Source organism: Enterobacter sp. E12, assembly GCF_014596715.2.
Taxonomy (GTDB): domain Bacteria; phylum Pseudomonadota; class Gammaproteobacteria; order Enterobacterales; family Enterobacteriaceae; genus Enterobacter; species Enterobacter bugandensis.
Genome location: NZ_CP115601.1, coordinates 3,096,280 through 3,118,992 on the forward strand (window position 1 = coordinate 3,096,280; position 22,713 = coordinate 3,118,992).

The following is a 22,713-nucleotide window of genomic DNA, read 5'->3' on the forward strand; positions in this document are numbered from 1 at the left end:
CAGTCGAATGCGCAGGTTCTGCGAGACAGGCTGAAAAGTGGCGCATTGCTCCCTGAGAGAAATTTTAATGACCGTTTTTTCAGCGTTTAACAGGAATTTTTTAGCGAGTAACTATTTAATAAGTCTATGATGTCAAATTATGAGCAGTCGCCATATGAATTGTAAATTGTTTGTACTAGCATAAACCAAATTATCAAATTCACTCGTGCGCACTTCTCTCCTGACGGCATGGCGTCTCTGGATAAAGCGGTAATGAATAAACAATACCAGCGGGTTTTGGTTACCACCCCACATCCTTTATTACGACTTGTCTGTCTGGGCCTGGTCACCTTTATCTTTACCTTATTTTCGCTGGAGCTTACCCGCTTCGGTACCCTGCTGGCGCCACTCTGGTTTCCTACCGCCATTATGATGGTGGCGTTTTACCGCCATGCAGGAAAAATGTGGCCCGGGATAGCCCTGGCCTGTTCATTTGGCAATATTCTGGCCTCGTGGATGATGTTCTCCTGGGCGTCGATAAACCCCACCTACACCGCAATAAACGTTATTGAGGCCATCATCGGTGCCGTGTTACTGCGCAAGCTGCTTCCGTGGTACAACCCGCTGCAAAATCTAAACGACTGGATCCGCCTGGCAATAGGCAGCGCGCTGGTGCCGCCGCTGGTGGGCGGTATTCTGATGACGCTTCTGATCCCCGGCCCTGAGCCGCTGCGTAATTTCATCGTCTGGGTGCTATCTGAATCCATTGGCGCGCTGGCGCTGGTGCCGCTGGGGCTGCTGTTTAAATCCCATTACCTGCTCCGCCACCGTGATCCGAGATTGCTGCTGGAAACCCTGGTTACCATGGCCGTAACGCTGGCCCTCAGTTGGGCATCCATCACCTGGCTGCCGTGGCCCTTTACCTGCGTGATTGTCCTGCTGATGTGGAGCGCTGTGCGCTTGCCGCGGATGGAAGCGTTCATGGTGTTTCTGGTTACCGTGATGGTCGTTTCACTGATGATTGCCCATAACCCTTCGGCGCTGACCACCCAACATGCCGGGCCGATGATGAACGCGCCGTGGCTGCCGTTCCTGATGCTCCTCCTCCCCGCTAACGTGATGACCATGGTGATGTATGCCTTCCGTGCCGAACGCAAACACATCACCGAGAGCGAAGAGCGCTTTCGTAATGCAATGGAGTATTCCGCCATCGGTATGGCGTTAGTCAGCATGGAGGGCCAGTGGCTTCAGGCCAACAAGGCGCTGTGCAATTTCCTCGGTTACAGCCAGACCGAGCTACAGTCGCTCACCTTCCAGCAGCTCACCTGGCCGGAAGATTTGCATACCGACCTGGAACAGCTGGAACAGCTGGTCAACGGCGAGATCAACACCTACACCCTTGAAAAGCGCTATTACACACGCAACGGAGAGGTCGTCTGGGCGCTTCTGGCCGTCTCCGTCGTGCGCCATGCCGATGGCTCGCCGCTCTATTTCATCGCCCAGATTGAAGACATTAACGACCTGAAGCAGACCGAGTGGGTCAATAAGCGCCTGATGGAGCGCATTACGCTGGCCAACGAAGCGGGCGGCATCGGCATCTGGGAGTGGGATCTGGAGCCAGACATCATCAGCTGGGATAAGCGAATGTTTGAACTGTATGAAATTCCGCCGCACATTAAGCCCACCTGGCAGCTCTGGCACGAAAGAATATTGCCGGAGGATCGCGCCCATGCGGAGCAGGTGCTGCGGGATTCACTGGTTTCTCGTCTGCCGTTTAAGCTTGAATTCCGTATCCGCGTGAAGGAAGGCGTGCGCCATATACGATCCCTGGCCAACCGGGTGCTGAATAAAGAGGGTGAAGTCGAACGTTTGCTCGGCATCAATATGGACATGACCGAGGTGAAGGAGCTTAACGAAGCGCTGTTTCAGGAAAAAGAGCGTCTGCACATCACGCTCGACTCCATCGGCGAAGCGGTGCTCTGTACCGATATCGACATGAACGTCACCTTTATGAACCCGGTCGCCGAGAAGATGAGCGGCTGGCTGCAGACCGAGGCCATCGGCCAGCCGATCCTGAAGGTGTTACACATCACCTTTGGGGAACGGGGCCAGCTGATGGAGAATATTCACAGCGGCGATATGTCACGCTCCGATATCGACCAGGATGTAGTGCTGAACTGCCGCACCGGCGGATCGTTTGATATCCACTACAGCATTACGCCACTCAGTACCCTTGATGGGCACAGTATTGGCTCGGTGATCGTTATTCAGGACGTCACCGAGTCGCGCAAAATGCTGCGTCAGCTAAGCTACAGCGCGTCGCACGATGCCCTCACCCACCTGGCAAATCGGGTCAGCTTCGAAAACCATCTCAAACGGCTTCTGCAAACCGTTCGCGAGACGCGTCAGCGTCATGCGCTGGTCTTTATCGATCTGGACCGCTTCAAAGCCGTCAATGATAGCGCAGGCCATGCGGCGGGAGATGCCCTGCTGCGGGAACTCTCTTCCATGATGTTAACCATGCTTCGCTCCAGCGACGTGCTGGCGCGCCTGGGCGGCGACGAGTTTGGGCTGCTGCTGCCGGACTGCAATATTGAGAGCGCGCGCTATATCACCGGTCGTTTGATCCATACCATCAATGACTATCACTTTATGTGGGAAGGTCGCCTGCACCGGATTGGCGCCAGCGCAGGGATCACGCTGATTGATGAGCATAATAACCAGGCGTCAGAAGTGATGTCGCAGGCGGATATTGCCTGTTATGCCTCGAAAAACAGCGGCCGCGGCATCGTGACGGTGTACGAACCGCAGCAGGAGCGGGATCGGAGCGCGCGCAGCATGATGTCGCTGGACGAACAGTGGCATATGATCAAAGACAATCATCTGATGATGATAGCCCGCAGCGTCGCCTCCCCGCGCATACCGGAAAGCTGTAACTTCTGGCTGATTTCGCTACGCCTGTGGACCAGCCAGGGTGAAGTCCAGGAGGAGCACGCCTTCCGTTCTGGTCTGGCGGAGCCCGAACTGCTGCACGCCCTCGACAGACGTATCTTTGGTGAGTTTTTCCGCACCTCTGCCGCACAGGTCGCCCGTAAAGGGATGGGGGTAGCACTGCCGCTTTCTGCCGCCGGTTTAGCCAGCGTAACGCTGGTCGATGAACTCCTCGAGCTGCTCGATAACAGCCCCATGCCGGGCCGTCTGCTGCATCTGGTTATCGCGAGCGACGTGGTGTGTAACCCGGATGAGAACCTGCAGCGAGGGCTGCAAAAGCTTCGCCAGGCGGGCTGCCGGGTGATCTTCAGCCAGATAGGGCGCGACATGAACGTCTTCAGCCACCTGAGCCCGAACATGGCCGATTATCTGATGCTGGACGCCGAGGTGGTGAGCAACGTGTATGGTAATCTGATGGATGAGATGATGGTGACCATCGTTCAGGGCCACGCCCAGCGTCTGGGGATGAAAACCATCGCGGGTCCCTGCAACCAGCCCATCATGATGGATACGCTTTCCGGCATCGGCATTGATTTTATCTTTGGCGACACCATCGCCGAGCCGCAGCCGCTGGATCTACTGCTCAACACCAGTTATTTCGCCATCAACTGACGGCATCCAGCCGTCGGTATACCAGATGTGCAGCAGCGCGTAGGAGCGCCACGGCTGCCAGCGCTCGGCGTAACGACGGATCTGCGCGGGGGTCATCCCGGCGAAGCGTTGCTTAATCAGATAATCATCCGGCAGGAACACATCTTTCGCCTGCCAGCCTCTCAGGGCCAGGTAATTTGCCGTCCAGCGCCCGATGCCCGGCCGCTGCTGCAGCGCCTTCATGCCCGCCTCAACGTCCTCGGGCGGCGTCAGCGGAAACGTCCCGTCAACAACCGACTGCGCCAGATGAATCAGCGCCTCCGCGCGTTTTACCGGCATCCCGAGCGCCTTGAGCGCCAGCGGATCGGCAGCGGCCAGCGCTTGCGGGGAGGGAAAGCAGACATAACCCGGTGCATCCTTCACCGGCTCACCGCACAGGGCGACAACGCGGGAAGCCAGTTTCGCCGCCATCGCCACGCTGACCAACTGCCCGAGAATGGCCCGTACGCCCTGCTCGTACGCATCCATCGCCCCCGGCAGACGCAAGCCGGGGCGGGCAGCGCCGAGATCCCCCAGCGTATCCGCGATGTGCTGCGGGTTACAGGCGAGATCGAACAGGCGCGCGATGCGTTCAAGACACGTCTGCGCAACCGGAACCAACCCCGGGCTGAGCGTCACAATCAGCGTATGGGTAGCGATATCCGGCGTCACGCGAAATATCCCCTGATGGCCGTCGCAGGCAAAGCTGCGCTCGTAGTAGTCGCTCGTGACGGTTTCAATGCCCGTCACCGCACGCGCGCCAAGAAAGCCAAACATCCACTGCCAGTCGTAAGGGGGTTGCCACGTCAGGGTATACATCGCTGCTCCTTTTTTATTTTTATCAGCATAAACGGAAAGACCTTGTTTCGCCTTGCTTTCATATTCCTGTTGTCGCGATGCAGACATTTCGTTAAAGTCTCGCCCCTTCTCACCGGCATGGGGATTAATCGTGTTTATTGGATTTGACTACGGTACGGCAAACTGCTCGGTTGCGATCATGCAAAACGGCCAACCGCAGCTTCTGAAAATGGAAAAAGAGAGCACGCTGCTGCCGTCAATGCTCTGCGCGCCGACGCGCGAAGCGGTGAGCGAGTGGCTGTTCCGCCACCATCAGGTTCCGGCTACCGCGGCGGAGACCCAGGCGCTGCTGCGTCGGGCGGTCAGCTTTAACCGCGAGGAAGACATCGACGTTACCCCTTCCAGCGTGCAGTTTGGCCTCTCCTCGCTCGGGCATTACATTGAAGACCCGGAAGAGGTCTACTTCGTTAAATCGCCAAAGTCCTTCCTCGGCGCGAGCGGCCTGAAGCCGCAGCAGGTGGCGATGTTTGAAGATCTGGTGTGCGCCATGATGTTGCATATCCGCAATCAGGCGCAGTCGCAGGTGCCGGATACTATCACCCAGGCGGTGATTGGCCGCCCGATCAACTTCCAGGGGCTGGGCGGTGACGAAGCCAACCAGCAGGCGCAGGGGATCCTTGAACGTGCGGCGCACCGGGCGGGATTCCGCGACGTGGTGTTTCAGTACGAGCCGGTTGCGGCGGGGCTGGATTTTGAAGCCACGCTGACGGAAGAGAAGCGCGTGCTGGTCGTCGACATCGGGGGCGGTACAACGGACTGCTCGCTGCTGCTGATGGGGCCGCAGTGGCATCACCGTCGTGACCGCGAAAACAGCCTGCTCGGGCACAGCGGCTGCCGCGTAGGCGGCAACGATCTGGATATCGCCCTGGCCTTTAAGAGCCTGATGCCGCTGCTGGGCATGGGCGGGCAAACGGAAAAAGGCATTGCCCTGCCGATCCTGCCGTGGTGGAACGCGATTGCCATCAACGATGTTCCGGCGCAGAGTGATTTTTACAGCACCGCGAACGGGCGCTTCCTCAACGACCTGGTGCGCGACGCGCAGGATGCCGAGAAGGTCGCCCTGCTCTATAAAGTGTGGCGTCAGCGCCTGAGCTACCGCGTGGTGCGAACTGCGGAGGAGTGCAAAATCGCCCTTTCCGACCGTCCTGAACATGCGGTCTCCTTGCCGTTTATCAGCGAGGATCTGGCCACGGCGATTTCACAGGAGGGGCTGGAGACGGCGCTTGCTCAGCCGCTGCAGCGCATTCTGGAGCAGGTCCAGCTGGCGCTGGAGAACGGCAAAGAGAAGCCGGATGTGATCTACCTGACCGGCGGTAGCGCCCGTTCGCCGCTGATCAAGAAAGCGCTGGCGGAACAACTGCCGGGCATTCCGATTGCCGGTGGGGATGACTTTGGCTCCGTTACCGCAGGGCTGGCGCGCTGGGCGCAGGTGATGTTTAGCTAGTGCGGTTGTGCCGGGTGGCGGCTTCGCCTTACCCGGCTAAAACGATCGCCACACTCAGACCATTCCTGACAGTCTTCCATATTTCCTCCATTTTTCCGCTGTGTTAGCTGACTAAACTAGTATCATTCCCCGAAGTATTCAGGATGAGAACGTATAACGATGAAAGGCAGTAACAAATCCCGCTGGGCAATCGCCGCTGGCATCATTGTGGTGGTCCTTGCCGCCGCCTGGTACTGGCACAGTCAATCTGCGAACTCCGCCGCTCCCGCTGGCGCCAGCAGCCAGGCCCAGCGCCCGGCTGGCGGCGGCCGTCACGGCATGCGCGGCGGCGCGCTGGCACCGGTTCAGGCGGCGACGGCGGTGAGCAAAGCCGTTCCGCGTTATCTGACGGGGCTCGGAACCATTACCGCCGCCAACACCGCCACGGTGCGCAGCCGCGTTGACGGTCAGCTCATCGCGATCCACTTCCAGGAAGGTCAGCAGGTCAAAGCGGGCGATCTGCTGGCGGAAATCGACCCGAGCCAGTTTAAAGTCGCCCTCGCTCAGGCGCAGGGGCAGCTCGCGAAAGACAAAGCCACCCTCGCCAACGCCCGTCGCGATCTGGCGCGCTACCAGCAGCTGGTGAAAACCAACCTCGTTTCTCGTCAGGAGCTGGACACCCAGCAGTCGCTGGTCAGCGAAACGCAGGGCACCATCAAAGCCGACGAGGCCGCCGTCGCCAGCGCGCAGCTGCAGCTGGACTGGAGCCGCATCACCGCGCCGATTGACGGACGCGTGGGCCTGAAGCAGGTCGATATCGGTAACCAGATCTCCAGCGGCGACACCACGGGCATCGTGGTGATCACCCAGACCCACCCGATTGATTTAGTCTTTACCCTGCCGGAAAGCGATATCGCAACCGTCATGCAGGCGCAAAAAGCCGGCAAAGGCCTGGTGGTGGAAGCCTGGGACCGCACCAACAAGCAGAAGCTGAGCGAGGGTTCCCTGCTTAGTCTGGACAACCAGATCGATACCACCACCGGCACCATCAAGCTGAAGGCGCGCTTTAACAACCAGGACGATGCTCTCTTCCCGAACCAGTTCGTCAACGCGCGAATGCTGGTCGCTACCGAAGAGAACGCGGTAGTGATCCCCACCGCAGCGCTGCAGATGGGTAACGAAGGAAGCTTTGTCTGGGTGCTGAACAGCGACAATAAAGTGAGCAAGCATCTGGTGAAAACCGGGATTCAGGACAGCCAGACGGTGGTCATCAGCGCCGGGCTTTCCGCCGGCGACCGCGTGGTCACCGACGGCATCGACCGTCTCACCGAAGGCGCGAAAGTTGAGGTGGTTGAACCTGCGAAACAGGGAGCGACCTCCTGATGCAGGTTATGCCCCCGAGCTCTACAGGTGGGCCGTCACGCCTGTTTATCCTCCGCCCTGTCGCCACCACGCTGTTGATGGTGGCGATCCTGCTGGCCGGGATCATTGGCTACCGCTTCCTGCCCGTGTCGGCGCTGCCGGAGGTGGATTATCCAACGATTCAGGTTGTCACTCTCTATCCTGGCGCCAGCCCGGACGTGGTGACGTCCGCCATTACCGCCCCGCTGGAGCGCCAGTTTGGCCAGATGTCTGGGTTAAAACAGATGTCCTCCCAGAGTTCCGGCGGGGCATCCGTCGTGACGCTGCAGTTCCAGCTAACGCTGTCACTGGACGTCGCCGAGCAGGAAGTGCAGGCCGCCATCAACGCCGCCACCAACCTGCTGCCGTCGGACCTGCCTAACCCGCCGGTCTACAGCAAGGTGAACCCGGCGGATCCGCCGATCATGACGCTGGCCGTCACCTCCTCCGCCATGCCGATGACCCAGGTCGAAGACATGGTCGAAACTCGCGTGGCGCAGAAGATTTCTCAGGTCTCCGGCGTCGGCCTCGTCACGCTGGCGGGCGGCCAGCGCCCGGCCGTGCGCGTGAAGCTTAACGCACAGGCGATTGCCGCGCTGGGGCTGACCAGCGAAACCATCCGCACCGCCATTAGCAGTGCCAACGTCAACTCGGCGAAAGGCTCGCTGGACGGCCCGACCCGTGCGGTCACCCTCTCGGCAAACGACCAGATGCAGTCCGCCGACGAATACCGTCAGCTGATTGTGGCCTACCAGAACGGCGCGCCGATCCGCCTGGGCGATGTCGCCACCGTGGAACAAGGCGCGGAAAACAGCTGGCTCGGCGCGTGGGCGAACAAGCAGCAGGCGATCGTGATGAACGTGCAGCGCCAGCCGGGCGCCAACATCATCGAAACCGCCGACAGCATCCGCACCATGCTGCCGCAGCTGATTGAAAGCCTGCCGAAATCGGTCAGCGTAAAAGTCCTTTCCGACCGCACCACCAACATTCGCGCGTCGGTCACCGATACCCAGTTCGAGCTGATGCTGGCGATTGCGCTGGTGGTGATGATCATCTATCTGTTCCTGCGCAACGTTCCGGCAACCATTATCCCCGCCGTCGCCGTGCCGCTCTCTCTGGTCGGGACCTTTGCGGTGATGGTGTTCCTCGACTTTTCGATCAACAACCTGACGCTGATGGCGCTGACTATCGCCACCGGGTTCGTGGTGGATGACGCCATCGTCGTTATCGAGAACATTTCGCGCTATATCGAAAAAGGCGAGAAGCCCTTAGCCGCCGCGCTGAAGGGCGCAGGCGAGATCGGCTTCACCATTATCTCGCTGACCTTCTCATTGATTGCGGTGCTGATCCCGCTGCTGTTTATGGGCGATATCGTCGGGCGTCTGTTCCGCGAGTTTGCCGTCACGCTGGCGGTCGCCATTTTGATCTCCGCCGTGGTGTCGCTGACCCTGACGCCGATGATGTGCGCCCGCATGCTGAGCCACGAATCCCTGCGCAAGCAAAACCGCTTCTCCCGCGCCTCCGAGCGGATGTTCGAGCAAATTATTGCCGCCTACGGTCGCGTGCTGGCGAAAGTGCTGAACCATCCGTGGGCCACACTTGGCGTGGCGCTGGGCACGCTGGCGCTCAGCGTAATGCTGTGGATTTTTATTCCGAAAGGTTTCTTCCCCATCCAGGATAACGGCATTATTCAGGGCACGCTTCAGGCTCCGCAGTCGGTCTCCTTCGCGAACATGGCGCAGCGCCAGCAGCAGGTGTCTGAAATCATCATGAAAGACCCGGCGGTGGAGAGCCTGACGTCCTACGTGGGGGTGGATGGCACCAATCCGTCGCTCAACAGCGCGCGTCTGCAGATCAACCTCAAGCCGCTGGATGAGCGCGACGACCGCGTGAACGCCGTCATCGAGCGCCTGCAAAGCGCCGTGGCCCGCGTGCCGGGCGTTGAGCTTTACCTGCAGCCGATTCAGGATTTGACCATTGATACCCAGGTCAGCCGCACGCAGTATCAGTTCACGCTCCAGGCTACGTCGCTTGACGCCCTCAGCACCTGGGTGCCGCAGCTGGTTGAAAAACTTAACACCCTGCCGCAGCTCGCCGACGTCAGCAGCGACTGGCAGGACAAGGGGCTGGCGGCCTACGTCAACGTTAACCGCGACACCGCCAGCCGTCTGGGCATCACCATGTCTGATGTGGACAACGCCCTGTACAACGCCTTCGGGCAGCGCCTGATCTCCACCATCTACACCCAGGCGAACCAGTACCGCGTGGTGCTGGAGCACAACACCGAGCACACCCCCGGCCTGGCCGGCCTGGACTCGGTGCGCCTGACCAGCAAAGACGGCGGCATTGTGCCGCTGAGCGCCATCGCCACGGTGGAGGAGCGCTATACCCCGCTGTCGATTAACCACCTGGATCAGTTCCCGTCCACCACCATTTCCTTCAACGTGCCGGACGGTTACTCGCTGGGCGAGGCGGTGGAAGCCATCCAGGCTGCTGAAAAAGCGCTCAGCTTCCCGTCCGACATTCAGACCCAGTTCCAGGGCAGCACGCTGGCGTTCCAGGCCGCGCTGGGCAACACCGTCTGGCTGATCGTCGCGGCGGTCGTGGCGATGTACATCGTGCTTGGCGTGCTGTACGAAAGCTTTATCCACCCGATCACCATCCTCTCTACCCTGCCAACGGCGGGCGTGGGGGCGCTGCTGGCATTGATGCTGGCGGGCAGCGAGCTGGACGTTATTGCCATCATCGGCATCATCCTGCTTATCGGGATCGTGAAGAAAAACGCCATCATGATGATCGACTTTGCGCTGGCCGCCGAGCGCGAGCAGGGCATGTCGCCGCGCGATGCTATCTTCCAGGCCTGCCTGCTGCGTTTCCGCCCGATCCTGATGACCACGCTGGCCGCCCTGTTGGGCGCGCTGCCGCTGATGCTCAGCACCGGCGTCGGCGCGGAGCTGCGCCGCCCGCTAGGTATCGGTATGGTCGGGGGCCTGCTGGTGAGCCAGGTGCTGACGCTCTTCACCACGCCGGTGATCTATCTGCTGTTTGACCGCCTGGCGCTGTGGACCAAAAGCCGTTTCCCGAAACGTGAAGAGGAGGCGTAAGTGAAGTTTTTCGCCCTCTTCATTTACCGTCCGGTGGCGACGATTTTACTCTCCGTCGCCATTACCCTGTGCGGCGTGCTGGGCTTCCGGCTGCTGCCAGTAGCCCCCCTGCCGCAGGTGGATTTCCCGGTGATCATGGTCAGCGCCTCGCTGCCGGGTGCGTCACCGGAGACCATGGCCTCGTCCGTTGCCACGCCGCTGGAGCGTTCTCTTGGGCGGATTGCGGGGGTCAACGAGATGACCTCCAGCAGCTCGCTGGGCAGCACGCGCATCATTCTGGAATTCAGCTTCGACCGGGATATTAACGGTGCCGCCCGTGACGTGCAGGCGGCCATCAACGCCGCGCAAAGCCTTCTGCCGAGCGGGATGCCGAGCCGTCCGACCTACCGCAAGGCCAATCCGTCCGACGCGCCAATCATGATCCTGACGCTGACCTCGGACACCTATTCTCAGGGGCAACTCTACGACTTTGCGTCGACCCAGCTGGCGCAGACGATTTCACAAATCAACGGCGTGGGTGACGTGAGCGTTGGCGGCAGTTCTCTGCCCGCCGTGCGCGTGGGCCTGAACCCGCAGGCGCTGTTCAACCAGGGCGTGTCGCTGGACGACGTGCGCTCCGCCATCAGCAGTGCCAACGTGCGTAAACCGCAGGGGGCGATTGAGGACGGCAGCCACCGCTGGCAGATCCACACCAACGACGAGCTAAAAACCGCCGCGGAATACCAGCCGCTGATTATTCACTACAACAACGGCGCGGCGGTACGCCTGAGCGACGTCGCCAGCGTCACCGACTCGGTGCAGGACGTGCGCAACGCCGGGATGACCAACGCTAGACCGGCCATCCTGCTGATGATCCGCAAGCTGCCGGAGGCGAACATTATTGAGACGGTGAACAGCATTCGCGCCCGCCTCCCGGAGCTGCAGGAGACCATCCCGGCAGCAATCGATCTGCAGATTGCCCAGGATCGCTCCCCGACCATCCGCGCCTCGCTTGAAGAGGTGGAGCAAACGCTGATTATCTCCGTCGCGCTGGTGATCCTGGTGGTGTTCCTGTTCCTGCGCTCCGGCCGCGCGACGCTGATCCCGGCGGTGGCCGTGCCGGTGTCGCTGATTGGGACATTTGCCGCCATGTACCTGTGCGGCTTTAGCCTTAACAACCTGTCGCTGATGGCGCTGACGATTGCGACGGGCTTCGTAGTGGATGACGCCATCGTGGTACTGGAGAATATTTCCCGCCACCTTGAAGCGGGCGTGAAACCGCTGCAGGCCGCGCTGCAGGGCACGCGCGAGGTGGGCTTTACGGTACTTTCCATGAGCCTGTCGCTTGTGGCGGTCTTCCTGCCGCTGCTGCTGATGGGCGGGCTGCCGGGCAGGCTGCTGCGGGAGTTTGCCGTCACGCTCTCGGTCGCCATCGGGATTTCGCTGGTGATTTCCCTGACGCTGACGCCGATGATGTGCGGCTGGATGCTCAAGCGCAGCAAGCCTCACTCGCAGCCGCGCCGCAAAGGCTTTGGTCGTTTTCTGATGGCGATGCAGGAAAGCTACGGCAAATCGCTGAAGTGGGTGCTGAACCACACGCGGCTGGTCGGCCTGGTGCTGATCGCCACCATTGGGCTCAACGTCTGGATGTACATCACCATCCCTAAAACCTTCTTCCCGGAGCAGGACACCGGCGTGCTGATGGGCGGCATTCAGGCGGACCAGAGCATTTCATTCCAGGCGATGCGCGGCAAGCTGCAGGACTTTATGAAGATCATTCGTGAGGATCCGGCTGTAGACAACGTCACTGGCTTTACCGGCGGCTCGCGCGTTAACAGCGGGATGATGTTCATTACCCTTAAGCCGCGCGGCGAGCGCAACGACACGGCGCAGCAGGTGATTGACCGCCTGCGTGTGAAGCTCGCCAAAGAGCCGGGCGCAAACCTGTTTTTGATGGCCGTTCAGGATATCCGCGTCGGCGGGCGGCAGGCGAACGCCAGCTACCAGTACACGTTGCTCTCGGATGATTTAGCCGCCCTGCGCGAGTGGGAGCCGAAGATCCGTAAGGCGCTGGCCGCCCTGCCGGAGCTGGCGGACGTGAACTCCGATCAGCAGGACAACGGCGCGGAGATGGCGCTCACCTACGACCGCGAAACCATGTCGCGGTTGGGCATCAACGTTGAAGCCGCCAACAGCCTGCTAAATAACGCCTTCGGCCAGCGCGAGATCTCCACCATCTATCAGCCGATGAACCAGTATAAGGTGGTGATGGAGGTGGATCCGCGCTACACCCAGGACATCAGCGCGCTGGATAAAATGTTTGTGATTAACAGCGACGGCAAGGCGATACCGCTCTCGTACTTTGCCAGCTGGCGGCCAGCCAACGCGCCGCTGTCGGTGAACCATCAGGGGCTGTCGGCGGCGTCGACCATCTCCTTTAACCTGCCCGCCGGTTCATCGCTTTCCGAGGCCAGCGACGCGATTAACCGCGCGATGACGCAGCTTGGCGTGCCGTCCACCGTGCGCGGCAGCTTTGCCGGGACCGCGCAGGTGTTCCAGGAGACGATGAACTCGCAGGTGATTTTGATCCTGGCGGCCATTGCCACGGTCTATATTGTGCTGGGCGTCCTGTATGAGAGCTACGTTCACCCGCTGACCATCCTCTCGACGCTGCCGTCGGCGGGCGTGGGGGCGCTGCTGGCGCTGGAGCTGTTCGGCGCGCCGTTCAGCCTGATCGCGCTTATCGGGATTATGCTTTTAATCGGCATTGTTAAGAAAAACGCCATCATGATGGTGGACTTTGCGCTGGACGCCCAGCGCAACGGCAACCTCTCGCCGGAAGAGGCGATCTTCCAGGCCTGCCTGCTGCGCTTCCGTCCGATCATGATGACCACCCTGGCGGCGCTGTTTGGCGCACTGCCGCTGGTTATCTCGGGCGGCGATGGCTCAGAGCTGCGCCAGCCGCTGGGGATCACCATCGTCGGCGGCCTGGTGATGAGCCAACTGCTGACGCTGTACACCACGCCGGTGGTCTATCTGTTCTTCGACCGCCTGCGGCTGCGCTTTTCGCGTAAAAACAGAGAAACGGTAAACGGGTAAATGACTGAGCTTCCCAGCAACGTTCGCTGGCAATTGTGGATAGTCGCCTTCGGCTTCTTTATGCAGTCGCTGGATACGACCATCGTCAACACCGCCCTCCCCTCCATGGCGAAAAGCCTGGGGGAGAGCCCGCTGCATATGCACATGGTGATTGTCTCCTACGTGCTGACGGTGGCCGTGATGCTGCCTGCCAGCGGCTGGCTGGCGGACAAAGTGGGCGTGCGGAATATCTTCTTTACCGCCATCGTGCTGTTTACCGCTGGCTCGCTGTTTTGCGCCCAGGCCAGCACCCTCGACCAGCTGGTGACGGCGCGCGTGCTGCAGGGCGTCGGCGGGGCGATGATGGTGCCCGTCGGGCGGTTAACGGTGATGAAGATTGTGCCACGCGAGCAGTACATGGCGGCGATGACCTTCGTCACCCTGCCCGGCCAGGTGGGGCCGCTGCTCGGCCCGGCGCTGGGCGGGATGCTGGTGGAGTACGCATCCTGGCACTGGATCTTCTTGATCAATCTGCCGGTGGGCATCATCGGCGCCATCGCCACCCTGACGCTGATGCCGAACTACAAAATGCAGACCCGACGCTTTGATTTCTTCGGCTTTATTCTGCTGGCGGCGGGCATGGCTACGCTCACCCTGGCGCTCGACGGGCAAAAGGGGCTGGGCATTTCGTCCCTGACGCTGGGCGTTCTGGTTGCCCTCGGCCTTACCGCCATTGGATGGTATTGGTGGCACGCTCGCGGGAATGACCAGGCGCTGTTCAGCCTGAATCTGTTTAAAAACCCTACCTACCGTCTTGGCCTGTTCGGCAGCTTCGCCGGACGTATCGGCAGCGGCATGCTGCCGTTTATGACGCCCGTGTTTCTGCAAATTGGCATGGGGTTTTCGCCGTTCCACGCGGGCCTGATGATGATCCCGATGGTGCTCGGCAGCATGGGGATGAAGCGCATCGTGGTGCAGGTGGTGAACCGCTTTGGCTACCGTCACGTGCTGGTGGCCGCCACGCTGGGGCTGTCGCTGGTCAGCCTGCTGTTTATGACCGTGGCGCTGATGGGCTGGTACTACGTCCTGCCGCTGGTGCTGTTCTGCCAGGGGATGGTCAACTCCATGCGCTTCTCGTCGATGAATACCCTGACGCTGAAAGACCTGCCGGACGATCTGGCGAGCAGCGGCAACAGCCTGCTGTCGATGGTGATGCAGCTCTCCATGAGCGTCGGCGTGACCATCGCGGGTTTACTGCTCGGCATGTACGGCCAGCATCACCTCAGCGTCGACACGCCGGTGGCGCATCAGGTCTTTTTATATACCTATATCAGCATGGCGGTGATTATCGCCCTGCCCGCCGTCATCTTTGCCCGCGTGCCGGATGATACCAGCAAGAACGTCGTGATTAGGCGCGGCAAAAGGAGTGGCTCATGAAATTCTGGCGTCCGGGTATTACCGGCAAGCTCTTCGTGGCGATCTTCGCCACCTGTATCGTCCTGCTGATCACTATGCACTGGGCGGTGCGGATCAGCTTTGAGCGCGGTTTTATTGATTACATTAAGCATGGCAACGAGCAGCGTTTACAGGGCTTAAGCGATGCGCTGAGTGAACAGTACGCCCAGCACGGCAACTGGCGTTTTCTGCGCAATAACGACCGCTTTATTTTCCAGATCCTGCGCTCGCTCGAGCACGACACCGGTGACGATCGCCCGGGGCCGGGCATGCCGCCGCACGGCTGGCGCACCCAGTTCTGGGTAATCGATCAGGATATGCGCACGCTGGTTGGGCCGCGCGCGCCGATACCGCCGGACGGCACCCGCCGGGCGATTAAGGTGAATAACGCGACCGTCGGCTGGGTTATCGCCTCACCGGTGGAGCGCCTGACGCGCAACACCGATATCAACTTTGACCGCCAGCAGCGCCGGACCAGCTGGCTGATCGTCGCTCTCTCCACCCTGCTCGCCGCGCTCGCCACCTTCCCGCTGGCGCGCGGTCTGCTCGCGCCGGTGAAACGGCTGGTGGAAGGCACGCACAAGCTGGCCGCCGGGGATTTCACCACCCGCGTCGACACCCGCAGCCAGGACGAACTGGGCAAGCTGGCGCAGGACTTTAACCAACTCGCCAGCACGCTTGAGAAAAACCAGCAGATGCGCCGCGACTTTATGGCCGATATTTCCCACGAGCTGCGCACCCCGCTGGCGGTGCTGCGCGGTGAGCTCGAGGCCATTCAGGACGGCGTGCGCCAGTTTACGCCCGAATCGGTGGCCTCCCTGCAGGCGGAGGTGGGCACGCTCACCAAGCTGGTGGACGATCTCCACCAGCTTTCCATGTCCGACGAAGGCGCACTGGCCTACCAGAAGGCGCCCGTCGATGTGATTAACGTGCTCGAAGTTGCCAGCGGCGCCTTCCGGGAACGGTTTGCCAGCCGCAACCTGAAAATCGACCTCTCCCTGCCGGACAGCGCGGTGGTATTTGGGGACAAAGACCGGCTGATGCAGCTGTTCAACAACCTGCTGGAGAACAGCCTGCGCTACACCGACAGCGGTGGCGGGCTGCATATCTCCGGCAGGCAGGACAACGGACGCTTCGCCCTCACCTTCGCGGATTCCGCCCCCGGCGTGCAGGACGCGCAGCTGGAAAAATTGTTCGAGCGCTTTTACCGCACCGAAGGCTCCCGCAACCGCGCCAGCGGCGGTTCCGGCCTGGGGCTGGCGATTTGCGTTAACATCGTCGAGGCGCATAATGGCACCATTCGCGCCGCCCATTCGCCTTTTGGCGGGGTTAGCATTACAGTAGAGTTACCTCTGGAACGGGATTTATCGAGAGAAGTATGACCGAGTTACCGATTGACGAAAACACGCCGCGCATTTTGATCGTCGAAGACGAACCCAAGCTGGGACAGCTGCTGATCGACTATTTACGCGCGGCCAGCTATGCCCCGTCACTGATCGGCCACGGCGACCAGGTGCTGCCGTACGTGCGCCAGACTCCGCCGGATCTTATCCTGCTGGATTTAATGCTGCCTGGCGTTGATGGCCTGACCCTGTGCCGGGAAATTCGTCGCTTCTCCGACGTGCCTATCGTGATGGTTACCGCCAAAATTGAAGAGATTGACCGCCTGCTGGGGCTCGAAATTGGCGCGGACGACTACATCTGCAAGCCCTACAGCCCGCGTGAGGTGGTGGCCCGCGTGAAAACCATTCTGCGCCGCTGCAGGCCGCAGCGCGAGCTTCAGATGCTGGACGCCGAAAGCCCGCTGATTGTGGATGAGAGCCGCTTCCAGGCGAGCTGGCGCAGCAAGCTGCTGGACCTGACCCCTGCGGAGTTCCGCCTGCTGAAAACCCTTTCCCACGAGCCGGGAAAAGTCTTCTCCCGCGAACAGCTGCTGAACCACCTGTACGACGATTACCGCGTGGTGACCGACCGCACCATCGACAGCCACATCAAAAACCTGCGCCGCAAGCTGGAGGCGCTGGACGCCGAGCAGTCGTTTATTCGCGCGGTGTACGGCGTGGGATATCGCTGGGAAGCGGATGCGTGCAGGATTGCCTAGCTAGCCGCTGGTTAATCCAGGCCGGGTAAGGCGAAGCCGCCACCCGGCACAATAACTTTACCTCCCTGCCCCGCAGCGCTACAATGCCCGCCCTTAAAGTGGGGGATCTCCCCTTACCGCTGCACCTGGTGCATGCGGATCTGACCTGTCATCAGAACGAGAACAAACATGTTTAAACCGGAACTCCTTTCCCCGGCGGGAACGCTGCAAAATATGCGTTACGCTTTCGCCTATGGCGCCGACGCCGTGTATGCGGGCCAGCCGCGCTACTCGCTGCGCGTGCGTAACAACGAATTCAACCACGAGAACCTGCAGCTCGGCATCAACGAAGCGCATGCCCTGGGTAAAAAATTCTACGTGGTGGTGAATATCGCGCCGCACAACGCCAAGCTGAAAACGTTCATCCGTGACCTGAAGCCGGTGGTGGATATGGGGCCGGACGCGCTGATCATGTCGGACCCGGGTTTAATCATGCTGGTTCGGGAGAACTTCCCGGAAATGGATATTCACCTCTCAGTACAGGCTAACGCCGTCAACTGGGCGACGGTGAAGTTCTGGAAGCAGATGGGGCTGACCCGCGTCATTCTGTCTCGAGAGCTTTCCCTCGAAGAGATCGAAGAGATCCGCACCCAGGTGCCGGACATGGAAATTGAAATCTTCGTTCACGGCGCGCTGTGCATGGCCTACTCCGGCCGCTGCCTGCTCTCTGGCTATATCAACAAGCGCGACCCGAACCAGGGCACCTGCACCAACGCCTGCCGCTGGGAATATAACGTTCAGGAAGGCAAAGAGGATGACATCGGCAACATCGTCCACAAGCATGAGCCGATCCCGGTAACCAACGTTGAGCCAACGCTGGGCATCGGCGCCCCAACCGACAGCGTGTTTATGATTGAAGAAGCCAAACGTCCGGGCGAGTACATGACCGCCTTTGAAGACGAGCACGGCACCTACATCATGAACTCAAAAGATCTGCGCGCCATCGCCCACGTTGAGCGCCTGACGCAGATGGGCGTGCACTCCCTGAAGATCGAAGGCCGCACCAAATCCTATTACTATTGCGCGCGTACCGCACAGGTGTACCGCAAAGCCATCGACGATGCGGCGGCCGGTAAACCGTTCGATACCAGCCTGCTGGAAACGCTGGAAGGCCTGGCGCACCGCGGCTATACCGAAGGCTTCCTGCGCCGCCATACCCACGACGACTACCAGAACTACGAGCACGGCTACTCCGTTTCCGAGCGCCAGCAGTTTGTCGGCGACTTCACCGGCGAGCGCAAAGGCGCGCTGGCGGCCGTGGCGGTGAAAAACAAGTTCACCAAAGGCGACAGCCTGGAGCTGATGACCCCGCAGGGCAACATGAACTTCACGCTGGAGCATCTGGAAAACGGCAAAGGCGAAGCGATTGAGGTTGCGCCGGGCGACGGGCATACCGTCTGGCTGCCGGTTCCGGAAGAAGTGGAGCTGGAGTTCGCGCTGCTGATGCGTAACTTCAACGGTGAAAGCACCCGAAACCCACACGGCAAATAGTCAATCAGGGAAATTTTTTCGCGCTGGGATAATTCTTAGAATCGGATCACATACCGCTTCGTTCAATACGGGTATTATCCCCCCGCTGAAAAACATAACCCATAAATGCTAGCTGTACCAGGAACCACCTCCTTAGCCTGCGTAATCTCCCTTACGCGGGCTTATTTTTTGCCGCATTCAGTCCACTTATTAAAAATCAAATTGCGTAGACCCACCAATTGAAAGGTGTTGATTCGTGATAGCGTCTGCTGGAAGATCTTTTCGAGAATCGGACAGGTATACGAGATTCATCACAACTTTTAATGGATCTGGCGGGATGGTGCATTATTCGGATTATTCCTAATTCCGGTCTACAACATGCCCTTTACTCTTGATTTCTTGACGATATACGATTTCACATGGATGGAAAGACGACATGACATTTACTGGTCAGATTTCAAAGGATTTTCCGGATTATGAACTCGCACGTAGTCTGGGTCTTGCCTCCGGCGGGGATATAAATTTCACCGCCCTTGCCAATCAGTTGGACTGTAGCCGTAACTTTAGCCAGGTTGCGATCATCTACTCAGACGGTGCGCGTCAGTGGTTAGTAAGACCCTCAAGGCGGATTGCGACCCCAAACGAAAGCTCGGTAAGCCATGTCGTCATCACTAAAGTAAATGCCTCATCAAATAATCCCATCCAGGCAACGACGACGACGATTCAGTCACCGCCATTAGCGACTGAAATAGGTTCTACGGCGATTTCTTGCGGAGCCGCCATTCTTACTGTCGTCCTTGCTGCAGGCGCAGGTATGGCCATTCCTCTCACCGCAGGTTCTTCCGGTGCTGTTGCCGCTGTGATTGTCGCAGGCGGTGTAGCAACAGGAATTCAGTGTGCAAACGGGCTTGGCCGCTTGTCACTTATTGCCATGAATCATAATGACTATGTTGCCTGGATGGACTCCCAGGAGTGGTATACCGCAACCAATACTGCTCTGGATGCGATTTCACTTGCCGGGGCAGCTGCAGGTCTAAAAAGCGCTGTATTAACCTACCGCCTTCTTAATCGCTCGACGTCTGAAAGTTTACTCTCGTTATTACAAAAAATGAGCCGAGCGGACCGCACGCGGTTAACGGAGGAGATCATTCGTATCCGAAATCCCGGGATCTCGAATTCAGGGGTTAAGGCGGCAATGAAAGCTGGGGTTTACCCTAAACGTTATCCATCGGAAGCGCTGCAGTTGCTCTTACAGCGAGAGCTGTTGAATGCTATTTCAAACTCCTCAGCATTTGTTGGAAGTGCTCTCTCGGGTACAATCCGGAATCCTCAGAATATTACACAATCTGGTAAATACGTTTTTGGTCTGATTCAGTCTTTTTCATTTACAGGAAGTTATTGACCCGGACATGATAAATTACATCAAGAAGAGCCTTGCATTAAGTACTGTGATAACAGGTGAAATGGCGACTGACGATTGTCAACGGCTTGAATCATTGAAAGATCGCTTAAAAGATCAGCACGGTGTTCCTGTGGGTGTACATATGACTGGCATACCCTTAGCAATAAGTACCTTACTCAGTATTTTTTGCTACGCTATGCTACAAGTTTCTGTCTGGATGTTGCTATTTCGCTTGATCGGCTTACCTGAATTTCAAGTAATGATGGGTGTATTCCTTGGAGCAGTGGTGTATTGCATGGTTGTGATGTGCACGATGTTTTTAACTGCCAGAGGGTCATTGACGGGATTTAAACTGCATATTTCTGTCATTACACTGACTGGCTTGATGAGCATCGTTTATTTTATCTGGACGTGGGTTTCGCTTTTATTCAGCTCTGTAGAGAATTACACACCGCAAATAACTTCATTATTAGGGTTGGGATTTTTCTGCTTGAATATCGTGTGGATGAATACATCGGTCTTTTACCGTTCAATTGCGCTAACGCTACATAATCGGGTGTGGCGTAAGCAGCTGAAAATTGAGAACAGGAACATGACAGGGCTCAAACGTTGACAGCAAGAGTCAATTGAGAGACCGGCCTATAAAAGGTAAACGCCTCAAAGGGGGATACCCCCCTTTCCGCGGCCATATTTTTGTCTTTCATCCTGTTCTTACCCGCTTTTTTCCTCTCTGCTATACACTCTTACTAACGCTAAAAAAGGGAGCAGCGCGGATGGCAACCTATCCAGACAGTTTATTGATTCTCAATGGCAAAAGTGCAGGCAACGATCCGTTGCGTCAGGCGATTATGGGTTTGCGTGACGACGGCGCACGTATCCACGTGCGCGTGACGTGGGAAAAAGGCGACGCGGCACGCTATATCAACGAAGGCTTAGCGTTAGGTACCAGCACCATCATTTCCGGCGGCGGCGACGGCACCATCAATGAGATCGCCTCTGCGATTATCGACCTGCCACCGTCAGATCGCCCGGTGATGGGCATATTACCGCTCGGCACCGCCAATGATTTTGCCACCAGCGCCGGGATCCCGGAAGATTTAGAGAAGGCGCTTCAGCTGGCGATCCTCGGCAAAGCCACCGCCGTGGATATCGCCCAGGTGAATGACAAAACCTGCTTTATCAATATGGCGACGGGTGGATTCGGCACGCGCATTACCAGCGAAACGCCGGAAAAACTGAAGGCGGCGCTGGGCGGCGTGTCGTACCTGATCCACGGATTGATGCGTATGGACACCCTCAAGCCGGACCGATGCGAAATTCGCGGTGAGGCTTTTCAGTGGCAGGGTGACGCGCTGGTGATTGGGATTGGCAACGGACGTCAGGCAGGCGGCGGACAGCAGCTCTGCCCGGAGGCGCTGATTAACGATGGTCAGCTACAGCTGCGCATTTTCACCGGCGACGGTCTGCTGCCCGCGCTGTTTACCACGCTGACGCAGCCGGAAGAGAGCCCGAATATCATTGACGGTAAATCGGCGTGGTTCGAGGTGAATGCTCCGCACGGGATGACGTTTAACCTCGACGGAGAGCCTCTTAGCGGGACGCAGTTCCGCATTGAGGTATTGCCCGGCGCGCTGGAGTGCAGGCTGCCGCCGGACTGTGTGCTTTTGCGCTGATGTTTCACACGGTGCGCGATGATGCCCTCACCCCAACCCTCTCCCACAGGGAGAGGGAGATGGAGACGTCAGGCAATTGTGACTTTACTGTCCAGATAGACGTCCTGAACCGCATTGATCAGCTTCACACCGTCGGCCATTGATTTCTTGAACGCCTTACGGCCAAGGATCAGCCCCATGCCGCCCGCGCGTTTGTTGATAACTGCCGTACGCACCGCGTCTGACAGGTCAGTATCGCCGCCCGCCGCGCCGCCGGAGTTAATCAGCCCTGCACGCCCCATATAGCAGTTCGCCAGCTGGTAGCGCACCAGGTCGATCGGGTTATCGCTTGTCAGCTTGCTGTAAACGCGATCGTCGGTGTAGCCAAAGTTCACCGCCTTATAGCCACCGTTATTCTCCGCCATTTTCTGCTTCACGATGTCCGCGCCGATGGTGGCCGCCAGATGGTTCGCCTGGCCGGTCAGGTCGGCGGAGACGTGATAATCCACCCCGTCTTTTTTGAACGCCGAGTTACGCAGGTACGCCCACAGCACGGTCACCATGCCCAGCTCGTGTGCGCGCTCAAACGCTGCGGAGATCTCTTCAATCTGACGACGGGACTGTTCAGAGCCGAAGTAAATCGTCGCCCCGACGGCCACCGCCCCCATGTTGAACGCCTGCTCGACGCTGGCGTAGAGGGTCTGGTCATACTCGGTGGGGTAGCTGAGAGTTTCATTGTGATTCAGCTTCACGAGGAACGGAATGCGGTGGGCATAGCGACGCGAAACCGAAGCCAGCACGCCGTAGGTGGAGGCTACACAGTTACAGCCCGCTTCAATCGCCAGCTCAACAATGTTCTTCGGATCGAAGTAAAGCGGGTTCGCCGCGAAAGAGGCGCCCGCCGAGTGCTCAACGCCCTGGTCCACGGGCAGAATAGAGAGATACCCGGTACCGCCGAGCCGTCCGGTATTGTAGAGGGTCTGCATGTTTCGCAGAACCGCAGGCGGACGGTTGTTATCCACCATCACGCGGTCAACGTAGTCGTGACCAGGCAGGTAAAGCTGGTCGGCTGGAATGGTCATACAACGATGCTGTAAAAGGCTGTCGGCGTCTTTGCCAAGCAACTGCGCAATATCAGTCATGTGATACTC

14 protein-coding genes are annotated in these 22,713 nt (G+C 58.9%); 12 read left to right on the top strand and 2 right to left on the bottom strand.

Features of this window, described 5'->3' with window-relative positions:
- Positions 1–252 precede the first annotated feature (252 nt).
- Positions 253–3,582: a diguanylate cyclase gene (locus IB212_RS14795; protein WP_188245670.1), complete on the top strand. Its 3,330-nt coding sequence runs from the start codon at positions 253–255 to the stop codon at positions 3,580–3,582.
- On the opposite strand, the gene alkA is transcribed toward IB212_RS14795, so the two are convergent.
- On the bottom strand, positions 3,547–4,419 hold the full coding sequence (alkA, locus tag IB212_RS14800; RefSeq protein WP_188245671.1) for a DNA-3-methyladenine glycosylase 2: 873 nt from the start codon (positions 4,417–4,419) through the stop codon (positions 3,547–3,549). The two genes, IB212_RS14795 and alkA, sit on opposite strands and share 36 nt — an antisense overlap.
- Positions 4,420–4,549: 130 nt before the next feature.
- On the opposite strand from alkA, the gene yegD reads away from it, so the two are divergent.
- From yegD to yegS, 11 genes are all read left to right on the top strand, one after another.
- Entirely contained in the window at positions 4,550–5,902 is a 1,353-nt protein-coding gene (gene yegD, locus IB212_RS14805; protein ID WP_041909098.1) for a molecular chaperone, read from the top strand.
- Positions 5,903–6,061: 159 nt separating this feature from the next.
- Entirely contained in the window at positions 6,062–7,264 is a 1,203-nt protein-coding gene (locus IB212_RS14810; protein WP_041909096.1) for an MdtA/MuxA family multidrug efflux RND transporter periplasmic adaptor subunit, read from the top strand.
- Positions 7,264–10,386: an MdtB/MuxB family multidrug efflux RND transporter permease subunit gene (locus IB212_RS14815; protein ID WP_041909095.1), complete on the top strand. Its 3,123-nt coding sequence runs from the start codon at positions 7,264–7,266 to the stop codon at positions 10,384–10,386. Before IB212_RS14810 ends, IB212_RS14815 begins: the two co-directional genes overlap by 1 nt.
- The gene (mdtC, locus tag IB212_RS14820) at positions 10,387–13,464 is read left to right on the top strand and encodes a multidrug efflux RND transporter permease subunit MdtC (protein ID WP_041909093.1); all 3,078 of its coding nucleotides are present in this window, start codon (positions 10,387–10,389) and stop codon (positions 13,462–13,464) included.
- Entirely contained in the window at positions 13,465–14,880 is a 1,416-nt protein-coding gene (locus tag IB212_RS14825; protein ID WP_041909091.1) for an MFS transporter, read from the top strand.
- On the top strand, positions 14,877–16,280 hold the full coding sequence (baeS, locus tag IB212_RS14830) for a two-component system sensor histidine kinase BaeS (RefSeq protein ID WP_041909090.1): 1,404 nt from the start codon (positions 14,877–14,879) through the stop codon (positions 16,278–16,280). Before IB212_RS14825 ends, baeS begins: the two co-directional genes overlap by 4 nt.
- On the top strand, positions 16,277–16,999 hold the full coding sequence (baeR, locus tag IB212_RS14835) for a two-component system response regulator BaeR (RefSeq protein WP_028013814.1): 723 nt from the start codon (positions 16,277–16,279) through the stop codon (positions 16,997–16,999). Before baeS ends, baeR begins: the two co-directional genes overlap by 4 nt.
- 168 nt (positions 17,000–17,167) lie before the next feature.
- Positions 17,168–18,529, top strand: coding sequence for a tRNA 5-hydroxyuridine modification protein YegQ (yegQ, locus tag IB212_RS14840; RefSeq protein ID WP_041909088.1), 1,362 nt, complete (start codon positions 17,168–17,170; stop codon positions 18,527–18,529).
- 415 nt (positions 18,530–18,944) lie between these two features.
- Positions 18,945–19,910, top strand: coding sequence for a hypothetical protein (locus tag IB212_RS14845; RefSeq protein ID WP_188245672.1), 966 nt, complete (start codon positions 18,945–18,947; stop codon positions 19,908–19,910).
- Positions 19,911–19,971: 61 nt separating this feature from the next.
- On the top strand, positions 19,972–20,523 hold the full coding sequence (locus tag IB212_RS14850; RefSeq protein ID WP_041911991.1) for a hypothetical protein: 552 nt from the start codon (positions 19,972–19,974) through the stop codon (positions 20,521–20,523).
- A gap of 160 nt (positions 20,524–20,683) precedes the next feature.
- On the top strand, positions 20,684–21,583 hold the full coding sequence (yegS, locus tag IB212_RS14855) for a lipid kinase YegS (RefSeq protein WP_041909086.1): 900 nt from the start codon (positions 20,684–20,686) through the stop codon (positions 21,581–21,583).
- 68 nt (positions 21,584–21,651) lie between these two features.
- Here the strand turns inward: yegS and fbaB are convergent, their stop codons facing one another.
- The gene (fbaB, locus tag IB212_RS14860; RefSeq protein WP_008500869.1) at positions 21,652–22,704 is read right to left on the bottom strand and encodes a class I fructose-bisphosphate aldolase; all 1,053 of its coding nucleotides are present in this window, start codon (positions 22,702–22,704) and stop codon (positions 21,652–21,654) included.
- Positions 22,705–22,713 lie beyond the last annotated feature (9 nt).

Bases quoted from the DNA above. Each gene is read 5' to 3' on its own strand.
- IB212_RS14795 (WP_188245670.1), top strand. From the start codon at position 253: ATGAATAAACAATACCAGCGGGTTTTGGTTACCACCCCACATCCTTTA.
- alkA (WP_188245671.1), bottom strand. From the start codon at position 4,419: ATGTATACCCTGACGTGGCAACCCCCTTACGACTGGCAGTGGATGTTT.
- IB212_RS14810 (WP_041909096.1), top strand. From the start codon at position 6,062: ATGAAAGGCAGTAACAAATCCCGCTGGGCAATCGCCGCTGGCATCATT.
- IB212_RS14815 (WP_041909095.1), top strand. From the start codon at position 7,264: ATGCAGGTTATGCCCCCGAGCTCTACAGGTGGGCCGTCACGCCTGTTT.
- IB212_RS14825 (WP_041909091.1), top strand. From the start codon at position 13,465: ATGACTGAGCTTCCCAGCAACGTTCGCTGGCAATTGTGGATAGTCGCC.
- baeS (WP_041909090.1), top strand. From the start codon at position 14,877: ATGAAATTCTGGCGTCCGGGTATTACCGGCAAGCTCTTCGTGGCGATC.
- baeR (WP_028013814.1), top strand. From the start codon at position 16,277: ATGACCGAGTTACCGATTGACGAAAACACGCCGCGCATTTTGATCGTC.
- yegQ (WP_041909088.1), top strand. From the start codon at position 17,168: ATGTTTAAACCGGAACTCCTTTCCCCGGCGGGAACGCTGCAAAATATG.
- IB212_RS14845 (WP_188245672.1), top strand. From the start codon at position 18,945: ATGACATTTACTGGTCAGATTTCAAAGGATTTTCCGGATTATGAACTC.
- IB212_RS14850 (WP_041911991.1), top strand. From the start codon at position 19,972: ATGGCGACTGACGATTGTCAACGGCTTGAATCATTGAAAGATCGCTTA.
- yegS (WP_041909086.1), top strand. From the start codon at position 20,684: ATGGCAACCTATCCAGACAGTTTATTGATTCTCAATGGCAAAAGTGCA.
- fbaB (WP_008500869.1), bottom strand. From the start codon at position 22,704: ATGACTGATATTGCGCAGTTGCTTGGCAAAGACGCCGACAGCCTTTTA.